A 13,277-nucleotide genomic window follows, 5' to 3' on the forward strand; every position below is an offset into this window, starting at 1 on the left:
CATCCCGTCGGCAACGGGGGGACCGCAGGACGGTTCCGGCCTCAGGCCGCGGCGGGCTGCCGCAGCTCGGCCAGCGCCTCGGCCGCCAGCGTCAGGCTGCGGCGACGGGCCTCGGGGTCGTACATCATGCCGGTGATCATCAGCTCGTCCGGGCGGTAGCGCTCGATCAGGCCGGCGAGCTGGCGGCGGACGGTCGCCGCGCTGCCGGTGGCGGAGACGGACATCGCCTCGCGCGCGCCCTCCAGCATCTGCGCCGGGACGTGGGCCGCGACGTCGCGGACGGGCGGCGGCAGGCGCCCGGGCGCGCCGGTGCGCAGCCGCGCGAAGGACAGCAGCTGCGAGGAGCGGTGATACTCCGCCTCCTCGTCGGTGTCGGCGGCGAAGACGCCGGCGGCCATCATGAAGTACGGCCGGTCAAGCCGCGCCGAGGGGCGGAAGGTGCGGCGGTAGACGTCGGCCGCCTCCTCCAGCATCGCGGGGGCGAAGTGCGAGGCGAAGGCGTAGGGCAGGCCGAAATGCGCCGCCACCTGCGCGCCGAACAGCGACGAGCCGAGGATCCAGACCGGCAGGCCCGGCGCGGGGACGGCGCGGACGGGGGCGGTCCCTTCGGCGTCGTCGAGGTAGCCGATCAGCTCCACCACGTCGTCGGGGAAGCGGTCGGCGCTCTCGAAATAGCGCCGCAGCGCGCGGGCGGTCAGCCCGTCGGTCCCGGGCGCCCGCCCGAGGCCGAGGTCGATGCGGCCCGGATGCAGGGCGTTCAGCGTCCCGAACGCCTCGGCCACGACCAGCGGCGCATGGTTCGGCAGCATGATGCCGCCGGCGCCGACGCGGATCGTCTTCGTCGCCTGCGCGGCGTGGCCGATGACCACGGCGGTCGCGGCAGAGGCGATGCCGGGCATGTTGTGATGCTCGGCCAGCCAGTAGCGGTGGAAACCGAGCGCCTCGGCATGCTGCGCGGTCCGGGCGACCTCGGCCAGCGCGTCGGCGGGGGTCTGCGCCTCGGTGACGGGGGCGAGATCGAGAAGCGAGAACTTGTCCATGCGCCCGAGATAGGGGCGCGGCGCGGGGCGCGCCAGTCCCCTGGGAGGCGGCACCGGTATGCGCGGGCGGAAGGGGGGCCGTCGCCGCTGAGCGGGTCCGGCGTCGCTCTCCCGAAGGGGTGAAGTCGGCGGGTCAGGGGCAGCATCGGGGGCTTGTGGCGGCGGCGCGCGCCCCTAGATCCCGTGTTCAGCCAGGACGAGGTGCCCGCGATGTTCGAATTCCTGAAAACGAAGGACGAGATGGTGTCCGAGGCCGACGCCCTGCCGGGCCGCGACCGGGCCCTCCCGACGGCGGATCGGCATTTCGTCAGCGGCGAGCCGATCACGATGGACGTGCCGGACGGCATGGAGGTCGCGGTCTTCGGCATGGGCTGCTTCTGGGGCGTCGAGCGGATGTTCTGGAAACTGCCGGGCGTGCACCTGACGCTCGTCGGATACGCCGCCGGCTACACGCCGAACCCGACCTACCAGGAGGTCTGCACCGGCCGGACCGGCCACAACGAGGTGGTCCGCGTGGTCTACGACCCGGCCATCGTGTCCTACGACGAACTTCTAAAGGTGTTCTGGGAGGGCCACGACCCGACGCAGGGCATGCGGCAGGGCAACGACCGGGGCACGCAGTACCGCAGCGGCATCTACTGGACGACCGAGATGCAGCGCGATGCCGCGGAGGCGTCGAAAGCGGTCTATCAGCAGGCGCTGGACAGGGCCGGGCGCGGGCGGATCACCACCGAGATCGTCGAGGCCGGCCCGTTCTACTGGGCCGAGGACTATCACCAGCAGTACCTGGCCAAGAACCCGAACGGCTATTGCGGGATCGGCGGCACCGGCGTGACCTGCCCGATCGGCACGGGCGTCGCGGCGCAGTAGCGCCCCTTCGGGGCCCTGGCGTGCCTCAGCGGCGCGGCAGGGTGTCCAGCAGCTTCAGCGTCTCGATCCGGCACTTCGCCTGTGCGCGGGTGAGCACCTTCTCCACCTGCTCGCCCGTCTTGCGGCAGAGCTGCGCCAGCTCTTCCTTCTGGGACCTCGTCATCGGGCTCGTCATCGTCTGGGCCATCGTTCGTCGTCCGTGTTGCTTGGCCGCCGGGTCGGTCCCGGCGTGACCTTGACGTAAGGGAGGATTGCGCCACGCTTTCGGCGCGCCTTTGGCGCGGGAGCGGCGTTTTGCAGTCAGTTGTCGCCCGCGATCTCGCGCAGCTTGCCGATCCGGTGGTCGGCCTGGCTGCGGCTGAGGCTGGGGTCGAAGACCTCGCCGGTGCGGTCGCACAGCGCCTTCAGCTCTTCTTCCTGGCGCGACGTCATCGCCTCGGCGCCCTCGCCGGAGCGCTCGGCTTCGGGTTCGGGCAGGACGGCCTTGCTCGGGGGGATCATGGGGCGGCTCCTCGCGGGGTCTCGGGGTGCGGGTTCCCAAAGGCAACGACGCCACGGACGGCGGGGTTCCGCCTTGCAATCGGGGCAGGGGCCGCCGCAGGGTGGGCGGGCAAGGAGACCCGCCGATGTCCGACACCGACAGCCTGATCCAGAGCGCCCGCACGATCCGCGAGCGCGCCTATGTGCCCTATTCCAACTTCAAGGTCGGCGCCGCCATCCGCGCCGCCTCGGGCCGGGTCTACCAGGGCGTCAACGTCGAGAACGTGGCCTACCCCGAGGGCACCTGCGCCGAGGCCGGCGCCATCGCAGCGATGGTCGCGGGCGGCGACACGGCGATCGCGGAGGTGGCGGTGATCGCGGATTCCCCCCTGCCGGTGAGCCCCTGCGGCGGCTGCCGGCAGAAGTTGGCGGAGTTCGGGGCGGGCGACGTGCCGGTAACACTCGCCACGCTGGACGGCGGACGGCTGGCGACGACGCTGGGCGAGCTGCTGCCGGGCGCCTTCGACAAGGGCTACATGGAGCGGGCCTGATGGGCGCCCGCGCCGTCAACGCCCGGCTGCGCCGGGGCGACCCGGTCGATCCGGACGAGCTGCGCGCCTTCGCGAAGGGGCTGGCCGATGGGTCTGTTTCGGACGCGCAGGCCGGCGCGTTCGCGATGGGCGTCTGCCTCCGGGGCCTCGGGGAAGAGGGCCGGGTGATCCTGACCGAGGCGATGCGGGATTCGGGCGATGTCCTGCGGTGGGACCTGCCGGGGCCGGTGATCGACAAGCACTCCACCGGCGGCCTCGGCGACTGTGTGTCGCTGGTGCTGGCGCCGGCGCTGGCGGCCTGCGGGGCCTTTGTCCCGATGATCTCGGGCCGCGGCCTCGGTCACACCGGCGGGACGCTGGACAAGATGGAGGCGATCCCCGGCGTCAGCGCGCAGATTTCCGAGGAGAAGCTGCGGCAGGTCGTGGGGGAGGTCGGCTGCGCCGTCGTCGGCGCGACGGGCCGGATCGCGCCGGCGGACCGGCGGCTCTACGCCGTGCGCGACGTGACGGGGACGGTGGAGTCGGTGGATCTCATCACCGCCTCGATCCTGTCCAAGAAGCTCGCCGCGGGGCTGGAGGCGCTGGTCCTCGACGTGAAATGCGGCTCGGGCGCGTTCATGAAGAGCGGGGACGAGGCGCTGGCGCTGGCGCGCTCGCTGGTGACGACGGCGAACGGGGCGGGCTGCCGGACAGCCGCGCTCATCACCGACATGGACGAGCCGCTCGCGCCGGCGCTGGGCAACGCGCTGGAGGTGGGGATCTCGATGGAGGTGTTGTCGGGCAACCGGGACGCGGCGCCGCGGCTGCACGACCTGACCGTGGCGCTGGCCGCCCGCGCGCTGGCGCTGACCGGCGAGGACGAGGACGCGGCGGCGGCGCGGGTGTCGGACGCCATCGCCTCGGGCGCGGCGATGGAGCGGTTCGCGCGGATGGTCGCGCTGCTGGGCGGGCCGCCGGACATGGACGCGGACTGGCGGGCGCATCTGAAGCGCGCGCCGGTGGTGGGCGACGTGGTGGCGCCCGCGGACGGCGTGCTGACGGCCTGGGACGGCGAGGCGCTCGGCCTGGCCGTGGTCGCGATGGGCGGCGGACGGCAGGTGGAGACGGACCGCATCGACCCGGCGGTCGGTCTTTCGGACGTGCGGCCTCTGGGGACGCGCGTCGCGCGGGGCGAGCCGGTGGCGACGGCCCACGCCGCCGACGAGGCGAGCGCCGAGGCGGCGGCGCAGGCGGTGCAGCGGGCGCTGACGCTGGGTGAGGGGTTCGCCGGGCCGGACCTCGTGATCGGGCGGGTGGAGCCGTGAGGACCACCCCGTCCGCAATCCGGGAGGCGCCACCAGAGGGTAGCGGATGGCCGCGGACAGCCGCTCCTGTCCCCTCGACCTGGCACTTTATCCATCCTCCCCGCATGACGGCCATGTCGCGCAAACCGCTGGCGAAGCGGCTGGCCGGGGGGCGGCCAGCCGCTGCCCGGGCCACTTGCGCGGCTGATTCCGGGCTGGTCGGAGGGGTGAGGGAGCGCGGCGGAGAACCGTTCTTGCTGACCGTGCAACAACGAGAAGGCCGCGGATGGCCGCGGACAGCCGCTCCTGCCCCGTCGACCTGGCACTTTATTCCTCAACACCGCCCGATGCCCGTGTCCCGCTCCACCGCCGGCGAAGCGGCTGGCCGGGGGGCGGCCAGCCGCTGCCCGGGCGGCTTGCGCCGCTGTTCCGGGCGGGAGATCGGGGCTGACGGCAGCGCCCCTTCCACGACGAGCCGGATCGAGCCCCCTGCCGGCCGGGAGAGACCTTGATGAGCCGCGCCTTCCTAGTCGTCCTCGACAGCGCCGGCATCGGCGGCGCGCCCGACGCGGACGCCTTCTTCAACGGCGACACCCCCGACACCGGCGCCAACACGATCGGCCACATCGCCGAGGTCTGCGCCGCCGGGCGGGCAGAGGACGGCCGCTCCGGCCCGCTGCAGGTGCCCGTCCTCGCCTCCCTCGGCCTCGGCGCCGCGCTGGAGGCCGCGTCCGGCATGACGCCGCCTCCGGGCCTGGACGGTCCCGTCACCGGCGCCTGGGCCGCCGCGACCGAGGTGTCGAAGGGCAAGGACACGCCGTCGGGCCACTGGGAACTCGCGGGCGTGCCGGTGCCGTGGGACTGGCACTACTTCCCCAAGGCCGATCCCTGCTTCGACGACGACCTCGTGGCCGAGGTCTGCCGCCTCGCGGGAACGGACGGCATCCTCGGCAACCGCCACGCCTCCGGCACGCTGATCATCGAGGAGGAGGGCGCGCGCCACATCGAGACGGGCTGGCCGATCTGCTACACCTCGGTCGACAGCGTCTTCCAGATCGCCGCGCACGAGGAGACGTTCGGGCTGGGTCGCCTGCTGAAGCTGTGCGCCGACCTCGCCCCGCGGTTGCACGCAATGAAGGTCGGCCGCGTCATCGCGCGGCCGTTCGTGGGCACCCCCGAAGACGGGTTCGCCCGGACGAAGAACCGCAAGGACTACGCCATCGCGCCGCCCGCCCCGACGCTCTGCGACTGGGCCCACGCCGCCGGGCGGCCGGTCCACGCGGTCGGCAAGATCGGCGACATCTTCTCGATGCGGGGCATCGACGACGTGGTGAAGGGTTCGGACGCCGACCTGATGGAGGCGCTGGGCGCGCTGGTCGACGGGGCCGAGGACGGCGCGCTCGTCTTCGCCAACTTCGTGGAGTTCGACAGCGTCCACGGCCACCGCCGCGACGTCTCGGGCTACGCCCGGGCGCTGGAATGGGTGGATGCCGAGCTCGGCCTGCTGATCCCGCGACTGCGGCCCGGCGACCTGCTGGTGGTCACCGCCGACCACGGCAACGACCCCACATGGACCGGCACCGACCACACGCGCGAGCGGGTGCCGGTGCTGATGCAGGGCGTGGGGCAGGGGGCGCACGGGCTGATCGCCTTCGCCGACGTCGCCGCCACCGTCGCGGCGCATCTGGGACTGGACGAGACGGGGCCGGGAAGGAGCGTTCTGTGAGGGATCTGCCGAAGATCGAGCTGCACCTGCATCTGGAGGGCGCGGCGCCGCCGGCCTTCATCCGCGGTCTGGCGCGGGAGAAGAACATCGACCTCTCGGGCATCTTCCGCGAGGACGGCGGCTATGCCTACAAGGGCTTCGACCACTTCCTGCAGGTCTACGAGGCCGCCTGCACCGTTCTCACCGGCCCCGAGGAGTTCCGCCGCCTGACCCTCGCCGTGCTGGAGGAGAGCGCCAGCCACGGCGTGATCTACACCGAGGCGTTCCTGTCGCCGGAATTCTGCGGCGGCGCCGACCTCGCCGCCTGGCGCGACTACCTCGCCGCCATCGAGGACGCGGCCGCCGAGGCGGAGCGGACCTTCGGCATCACGCTGCGCGGCATCGTCACCCCGATCCGCCATTTCGGACCGGAGCGGGCGAAGGCGACCGCCCGTTGCGCCATCGAGACGTTCGGCCCGTTCATCCGCGGCTTCGGCCTCGCCGGGGCCGAGATGATGCACCGGCCCGGCGACTTCTCGTGGTCTTTCGACGCGGCGCGCGAGGCGGGGATGCACCTGACGGCGCATGCGGGCGAGTGGGGCGGGCCGGACATGGTGGCGGACACGATCCGCGACCTTCGCCCCGAGCGGATCGGCCACGGCATCAACGCCTCCCGCGATCCCGCGCTGGTCGAGGACATCGCGGAACGGGGGATCGTGCTGGAGGTCTGCCCCGGCTCCAACGTCTTTCTCGCCGCGGTGCCGTCGTGGCGGGACCATCCCATCGCCGACCTGATGGCCAGGGGCGTGAAGGTCACGGTCTCGACCGACGATCCGCCTTTCTTCCACACCACGATGACGAAGGAATACGAAACGCTGGCGAAGGTCTTCGACTTCGGCGAGTCCGAGTTCGAGACGTTGCTTCAGACGGCGCTCTCGGCGGCGTTCTGCGACGAGGAGACGCGCGGGCGGGTGAAGGCGCGGATCGAGGCGCGGCGCGGCTGACGCGGGCTTTACCCGCGCGCGCCCAGAGGCTACCGCAGCGGGAGCGATCGAAGAGGGCCCGCCGATGACCGACCACCTGACCGTCGTCACCCACCCCCTGGTCCAGCACAAGCTGAGCCTGATGCGCGACAGGGACACCTCGACCAAGTCCTTCCGCCAGCTGCTGCGCGAGATCAGCCTGCTTCTCGCCTACGAGATCACCCGCGAGCTGCCGATGACGACCACGCGGATCGAGACCCCGCTGGAGCCGATGGACGCGCCGGTGATCGAGGGCAAGAAGATGGCCCTCGTCTCGATCCTGCGGGCGGGCAACGGGCTGCTGGACGGGATCCTGGAGCTGATCCCCGCGGCGCGGGTCGGGTTCGTCGGCCTGTACCGCGACCCCGACACGCTGCAGCCGGTGCAGTACTACTTCAAGGTGCCCCAGTCGCTGGAGGACCGGACGACCATCGTGGTCGACCCGATGCTGGCGACGGGCAACTCCTCGGCCGCGGCCATCGACCTGATCAAGCAGGCCGGTGCGCGGGACATCCGCTTCATGTGCCTGCTCGCCGCGCCCGAGGGCGTGGCGCGGATGAAGGAGGCGCATCCGGACGTGCCGATCGTGACCGCTGCGCTCGACTCGCACCTGAACGACCACGGCTACATCGTGCCGGGCCTGGGCGACGCGGGCGACCGGATGTTCGGCACCAAGTGACGGCGGCGGGGGCGGGCGCGTGCGGGACAAGGGGTTTCCGGGCGGGCGCCAATCCCTTTACAACCTAGCGTCAGTCGGGCATCGTCTCTACCACATCTTGTGGGGATTACGATGATCCAGCTGCCGTCGCCACGGCGCTGCGGTCGGGGGGTCGCGGTGGTCGCCGCTCTTCTGTCCGGCAGCGCCCTGAACGCCCAGACCGCCTTGCCGGCCGAGATCCCGCCGTCGTCGTACCAGGGCAACCAGTATGTCGACAGCGCCGGCTGCGTCTTCATCCGCGCAGGTGTCTCGGGGCTGACGACGTGGGTGCCGCGCCTGTCGGCAGACCGCGAACAGCTTTGCGGCTTCGCCCCCACGCCGGTGTCGGGCGGGGCGGCCGCGCCGTCCGCGCCGCAGGCGCCGATCATTGCCGGGGTCCTGGGGACGGAAGAGGCGCCTCCCGCCGCCGCGCCCGAGCCCGCCGCACCGCCGCCGCAGCAGGTCGCGGCGCCCGCGCCGGTGACGATCACGTCGCAGCCGGGCGGACCGGCGACGGGCGATCCGATTCCCACGGTCGCGGGCCTCGGCCTGCCGACCTCGCCCCAGGTCGTGCCGCCCCGCGCAGCGCCCGCGCCCACCCCGGCCGCCGCGCCGGAGCCGGCGCGGATGACCCTGGCGGAGTTCTGCGAGGGCCGGACCGGGCCGCAGCCGGGCTACGTGAACGCGGACACCCGCGAAACCATCGACTGCGGCGGCGCCGCGCCGGTGCCGGTGACTGCGCCGGCCCCGTCCGCGCCCGACGTTCAACTGACCGTCGGCCAGTTCTGCGAGGGTCGCACCGGACCGCAGCCGGGATACGTCAACGGCCGGACCGGCAGCGTCGTCGATTGCGGCGGCGGGCCGGCCCCGGCGCCGGTCACGCTCGCCTCGGCGCTGCCCGCGGCGACAGGGCCGGGATCGGTGATCTTCGCCGGCGGGGTCGAACCGGTGCGCACCAGCATCGACGCCCTGTGCGCCGAAAGCGCGCGCACCGGCGTGCGCTACGTCTATCGCGACAGCGGCGCGCCGCTGGCCTGCGGCGCGGCTCCGGCGCCCGCGCCCATCATGATCGCCGCCGCGACCCCGGCCGCACCCGGCGGTCCGGCCGGGATCGGCGGCATTGGCGCGCCGGCCGCCGCGGGAACGGTGCAGACGACGTTCGTGCATCCCTGCCGAGATGCGATGGGCGCCTACATGACCGGCGGCGGCAACGGCGCCGTGCGCTGCGGCCCGCAGGCCCAGTCCCCGTCCGGCGGCGCGCCCGCCGTCGCCGCCGGGCCGCAGGTGGCGCGGGCGGAATGGTTCGCCGAGCCGGTCCCCGCGTCCAATCCGGTGGTCGCCCCGTTCCCGACGCGGCCCGTACCCGGATACGAGCGCGTCTGGGACGATGGCCGGATCAACCCGCACCGGGGCCTCCCGGCGCACTATTACAGCCCCTTCGCCGATCCCGCGCAGGTCGCGCGCGCGGGCGGCACCCCGACCAGCGGCGGCCTGTACCTCCGCTGACGGCCGGCAACCCGAACCGGCTGCCGCGCGCCCGTCCTTCCCCTCGAGGACGGGCGCGTTCGTTGTCGGTCAGGGCATGTCGCGCGGCGAGCGGATCGCGCGGTTCCGCTCCCCTCGGCCGGAACGTCCGGCTCGGAAAGGGGGGACCCGCATCGCGGGCGTCAGCCCCGGCAGATGCCCTGGATGCTGACCCAGTCCCCGTCGCTCATCACCTCGGGCGGGGACCGTCCCGCGAGCGGGTCGCTCGCGGCGAGGGCGTCGTCGCCGACCGCTTCGGCCCAGGGCGCCAGCGGGACCTGCGTCACCTCGAAGGCGGCGGCGAGGTCGTCGGCCCCGGCCCGGGGCGGCGGGTTGGTCAGCAGGCGCTGGGCCTGGTCGACAAGGGCCGTCTCGGGCAGGTCGCCGGTGGTGAAGAGCGTCACGGTCGCCCGGGTGCCCGCGGCGCGCAGGATCGGCGCCAGCGGATCGGCCTCGGTCCGGCTGACCGCGGCGGCGAGGATGTGGCCGGCGACGACCGCGCCCTCCGGCGCCCCCTCCACCATCTCGCGCGACAGGACGATGATGCCGCCCGGCAGGTACAGCGCCCCGGGCAGCCGCCCGGGCACGACGACGACCTGCCCCGGCGCATCCTCGCCGAGGACCCGGGTCTGCAGCCGCCCCAGCGCCTCGACGCCGAGCGGGTTTCGGCAGGCGGGCCCGGTGGCGCGCTGGAGGTGACCGAGGAGGGTCGCGCCGATCTCGGACCGCTTGACCGGCGGCACCGAGGACAGCGCCTGTCGCAGCAGCGCGCCCGGCAGCCAGAAGACGACGATCAGCGCCGCCGCCGCCACCGTGCCCCAGATCGCGGTCTGCCGCAGGCGGCCGGGCCGCGCGCGGCGCTTCTCCAGCGTGCGGCGCACCGTCTCGATCGCCTCGATCATCTCGCGGTCGTCGATCTCGAGCGTCTCGGTGCCCGCGCCGTCGGGGGCGAAGATCGCCGGCCGCTCACCCGGGTTCATCCGCTCCACCGCCGGCAGGGACCAGTGGGTCAGCGGCCGCCCGGCGCCGTCCATGACGACGAGCGTCGCCTCGCCGAACGCAACGCCCACATCCCGGCGCTGCGCGTCGGGCGCAGGCCGCCACAGGCCGCCGCTTTCCAGCCGGGCATATCGCTTCAGCGCCGTTACGTTCCGGTCCAGGGGACTGCTCCGCCTCCCGTTTTGATCGGCAGCATACCGCCCGCGCCGGGCGAGCGACAGCGCCGATTCGGCCCTATCAGCAAGCGCCGGACTTCAGAAGGGTCCTGAGCTCGAACTTCTGGATCTTGCCGGTGGAGGTCTTCGGCAGCTCGCGGAAGACCACCTTCTTCGGCGTCTTGAATCCGGCGAGGCGGGAGCGGACGTGGGCGATCAGCTCGGCCTCCGACGCCTTCGCCCCGTCCTTCAGCTCGACGAAGGCGCAGGGCACCTCGCCCCACTTCTCGTCCGCCATCGCGACAACGGCGCACAGCGACACTGCGGGGTGCGCCATGACCGCGGCCTCGACCTCGACCGACGAGACGTTCTCGCCGCCCGAAATGATGATGTCCTTTGCCCGGTCGGCGATCTGGACGTGCCCCTCGGGGTGCTGCACGGCGAGGTCCTCGGAATGGAACCAGCCGCCGCGGAACGCCTTCTCCGTCGCCTCGGGGTTGCGGTAGTAACCCTTCATCACGCCGTTGCCGCGCATCACGATCTCGCCCTGGTGGCCGCCGTCGCGGGGCAGGGGGCGGCCGTTCTCGTCCCAGATCACCACCGGCTCCATGAACGGCATCGCGACGCCCTGGCGGGCCTTCATCGCGGCGCGGTCGTCACCCTGCAGGTCGCCCCATTCCTCGCGCCAGTAGCACTCGGTCGCCGGCCCGTAGGTCTCGGTCAGGCCGTAGACCTGGGTGACGTGGAAGCCCATGGGCTCGATCCGCGACAGGATCGAGGGCGCGGGCGGGGCGCCGGCGGTGAAGACCTCGACCACGTGATCGAAGGTGCGGCGGTCCGCCTCCTTCGCGTTCACCAGCAGGTTCAGGACGATCGGCGCGCCGCCGAAATGGGTGACGGTCTCGTCCGCGATGGCCTCGAAGATCGGCTTCGCCGCGATGTCGCGGCAGCAGACGACCGTGCCGCCGATCGCCGGCATCATCCATGTGTGGCACCAGCCGTTGCAGTGGAACAAGGGCACGATGGTGAGGTAGCGGGGATGCAGCACCATCCGCCACGACAGCACCTGCCCCATCGCGTTCAGGTAGGCGCCGCGGTGGTGGTAGACGACGCCCTTCGGCCGCCCGGTGGTGCCGGAGGTGTAGTTGAGCGCGAGCGATTCCCACTCGTCCTGCGGCATCCGCCACGGCGCCTCCGGGTCGCCGCCCGCGAGGAAGTCTTCATAGGTCGTGTGCCGTCCGGTGGCGGCCACCCCCGCCTCGTCGTCGGGGCACTCGACGATGCGGGGCGCCTCGTCTTCCATCATCGCGACCGCTTCCTCCGCCAGCGGGACGAAGGCGCTGTCGCACAGGATCAGCCGCGCCCCGCCGTGGCCGAGGATGTAGGCGACCGTGTCGGCGTCCAGCCGGACGTTGATCGCGTTCAGCACCGCGCCGGCTGCGGGGACGCCGAAATGCGCCTCGGCATGGGGCGGCACGTTGGGCAGGAGCGTGGACACCACGTCCCCGGGCGCGATCCCGGCGCCCGCCAGCGCCGAGGCGAGGCGCGAGACGCGCGCGGCGTAGTCGGCATAGGTCCGGCGGGTGCGGCCGTAGACCAGCGCCTCGCGGTCCGCGAACACCTCCCGCCCGCGGGTGAGGAACGACAACGGCGTCAGCGGCACGTAGTTCGCCGCGCACCTGTCGAGGCCGGTCTCGTCCGCGAGCCATCCCATTGGCATCTCCTCCCATGATCTCGCCACCAGATTAGGCGCGCCTCCCGTCCGCCCGCAACGGCGGCGCAGGGCGCGGGCGCGGCGCGGCATGTCGCGGACAGGACAGCGCCGCGCCGGCGGCCGGGCGAGGGGAGAGGCATGACCGAGGACACGGGCAGGACACCGGCCGCGATCGCGATGGTGCTGGGCGGCATGGCCGTCTACGGCTTCGTCGACAATTTCGTGCGCCTCGCCGCGCCGGAGGGGAGCCTCTGGCAGTTCCACCTGATGCGCTCCGCCCTCGCGATGACGCTGATCCTCGCCGCGGCGCTGCTGCTGCGGCAGAGCCTGCGACCGCAGCGCACCTCGGCGGTGCTGCTGCGCTCGGCCGTCGCCACGATCTCGATGGTCATCTACTTCGCCTGCCTCGGCCTGCTGCCCATCGCGCAGGTGGTCGCGGGTCTCTTCACCGCGCCGATCTTCGTCGTCCTCTACGAGGTGGCGTTCTTCGGCCTGCGGATCGGGCCGCGGCGCATCCTCGCCGTGCTGGTGGGCTTCGTCGGCATCGTGGTGGCGCTGCGGCCCGGGTCGGGCGAGGTGACGTGGCTCACGCTCCTGCCGGTGGTGGCGGGGGCGCTCTACGGCGCGGGCAACGTGGTGACGCGGCGGTTCTGCGCGACGGAAGGCACGCTGACGCTGCTCCTCGGCTTCTTCGGCGGGATGGCGACATGGGGGGCGCTGGGGCTGGTGGTCGTCGGCATGCTGGGGATCGCGGCCCCCGAGGGCCCGGCGGGATGGCCGCTGCGCGGCTGGGGCACGCCGGACGACGCCTTCCTCCTTGTCGTGGTGCTGCAGTCCGTCGGCTCCATCGCCGGAGTCGGGCTGTCGATCCGCGCCTACCAGCTGGCCGACGCGACGACCGTGGCCGTCTTCGAGAACACGCTGCTCGTCTTCGCGACGGCATGGGCGGCGATCCTGTGGGGCGAGGTGCCGACCGGGAGGACGCTTGCGGGGCTGTCGCTTATCGCGGGGGCAGGCGTCCTCATCTCGCTGCGCACGGACGCGCCGCAGCCGCTGCGCAGCCCCGCGACCGGGGCCGATGCCGAGCCCCTCGAATAGGGGGAGCGACACGCGAATCGTCCGTCGGCCGCCAGGCGGCGACGGATTGGTTACTAAGCGGTTAATCGCTTACCCCGAATGGGCCATTTCGGATACAATTCTCCTCGAAAATACGAATTTGTCGCGGCCACGGGCCGAT

13 protein-coding genes are annotated in these 13,277 nt (G+C 72.8%); 8 read left to right on the top strand and 5 right to left on the bottom strand.

Features of this window, described 5'->3' with window-relative positions; translation table 11 throughout:
- Positions 1-41: 41 nt before the first annotated feature.
- On the bottom strand, positions 42-1,040 hold the full coding sequence (locus A37W_RS0115465) for an LLM class flavin-dependent oxidoreductase (protein WP_018303946.1): 999 nt from the start codon (positions 1,038-1,040) through the stop codon (positions 42-44).
- A 210-nt stretch (positions 1,041-1,250) separates the two neighbouring features.
- Here A37W_RS0115465 and msrA point away from each other — a divergent pair, with 210 nt between their 5' ends.
- Positions 1,251-1,910, top strand: coding sequence for a peptide-methionine (S)-S-oxide reductase MsrA (gene msrA, locus A37W_RS0115470; RefSeq protein WP_026198543.1), 660 nt, complete (start codon positions 1,251-1,253; stop codon positions 1,908-1,910).
- A gap of 25 nt (positions 1,911-1,935) precedes the next feature.
- Here msrA and A37W_RS23860 read toward each other — a convergent pair whose 3' ends face one another.
- Positions 1,936-2,097, bottom strand: coding sequence for a DUF3072 domain-containing protein (locus A37W_RS23860; RefSeq protein WP_018303948.1), 162 nt, complete (start codon positions 2,095-2,097; stop codon positions 1,936-1,938).
- A 113-nt stretch (positions 2,098-2,210) separates the two neighbouring features.
- Positions 2,211-2,411: a DUF3072 domain-containing protein gene (locus A37W_RS22200; RefSeq protein ID WP_018303949.1), complete on the bottom strand. Its 201-nt coding sequence runs from the start codon at positions 2,409-2,411 to the stop codon at positions 2,211-2,213.
- A gap of 125 nt (positions 2,412-2,536) precedes the next feature.
- Here A37W_RS22200 and A37W_RS0115485 point away from each other — a divergent pair, with 125 nt between their 5' ends.
- The 6 genes from A37W_RS0115485 to A37W_RS0115510 all read left to right on the top strand — a co-directional run bounded on the left by A37W_RS0115485 (position 2,537) and on the right by A37W_RS0115510 (position 9,154).
- On the top strand, positions 2,537-2,941 hold the full coding sequence (locus A37W_RS0115485) for a cytidine deaminase (RefSeq protein WP_018303950.1): 405 nt from the start codon (positions 2,537-2,539) through the stop codon (positions 2,939-2,941).
- The gene (locus tag A37W_RS0115490) at positions 2,941-4,245 is read left to right on the top strand and encodes a thymidine phosphorylase (protein WP_018303951.1); all 1,305 of its coding nucleotides are present in this window, start codon (positions 2,941-2,943) and stop codon (positions 4,243-4,245) included. The genes A37W_RS0115485 and A37W_RS0115490 overlap by 1 nt, the downstream gene beginning before the upstream one ends.
- A 490-nt stretch (positions 4,246-4,735) precedes the next feature.
- Positions 4,736-5,950, top strand: a complete 1,215-nt coding sequence (locus tag A37W_RS0115495) for a phosphopentomutase (RefSeq protein ID WP_018303952.1) — start codon at positions 4,736-4,738, stop codon at positions 5,948-5,950.
- Entirely contained in the window at positions 5,947-6,933 is a 987-nt protein-coding gene (locus A37W_RS0115500) for an adenosine deaminase (protein WP_018303953.1), read from the top strand. The genes A37W_RS0115495 and A37W_RS0115500 overlap by 4 nt, the downstream gene beginning before the upstream one ends.
- Positions 6,934-6,997: 64 nt before the next feature.
- Positions 6,998-7,630, top strand: coding sequence for a uracil phosphoribosyltransferase (upp, locus tag A37W_RS0115505; RefSeq protein ID WP_018303954.1), 633 nt, complete (start codon positions 6,998-7,000; stop codon positions 7,628-7,630).
- Between the two features lie 111 nt (positions 7,631-7,741).
- On the top strand, positions 7,742-9,154 hold the full coding sequence (locus A37W_RS0115510) for a hypothetical protein (RefSeq protein WP_026198544.1): 1,413 nt from the start codon (positions 7,742-7,744) through the stop codon (positions 9,152-9,154).
- 161 nt (positions 9,155-9,315) lie between these two features.
- Here A37W_RS0115510 and A37W_RS0115515 read toward each other — a convergent pair whose 3' ends face one another.
- Both A37W_RS0115515 and A37W_RS0115520 read right to left on the bottom strand, forming a co-directional pair.
- Positions 9,316-10,242, bottom strand: a complete 927-nt coding sequence (locus A37W_RS0115515; RefSeq protein WP_018303955.1) for a hypothetical protein — start codon at positions 10,240-10,242, stop codon at positions 9,316-9,318.
- A gap of 166 nt (positions 10,243-10,408) precedes the next feature.
- Positions 10,409-12,040 (bottom strand): AMP-binding protein, encoded by a 1,632-nt coding sequence (locus A37W_RS0115520; protein ID WP_018303956.1) that lies wholly within the window; start codon positions 12,038-12,040, stop codon positions 10,409-10,411.
- 138 nt (positions 12,041-12,178) lie between these two features.
- Between A37W_RS0115520 and A37W_RS0115525 the strand changes: the two genes are divergently transcribed.
- The gene (locus A37W_RS0115525; RefSeq protein ID WP_018303957.1) at positions 12,179-13,138 is read left to right on the top strand and encodes a DMT family transporter; all 960 of its coding nucleotides are present in this window, start codon (positions 12,179-12,181) and stop codon (positions 13,136-13,138) included.
- Positions 13,139-13,277: the final 139 nt, after the last annotated feature.

This window comes from Wenxinia marina DSM 24838 (assembly GCF_000379485.1).
Classification (GTDB): domain Bacteria; phylum Pseudomonadota; class Alphaproteobacteria; order Rhodobacterales; family Rhodobacteraceae; genus Wenxinia; species Wenxinia marina.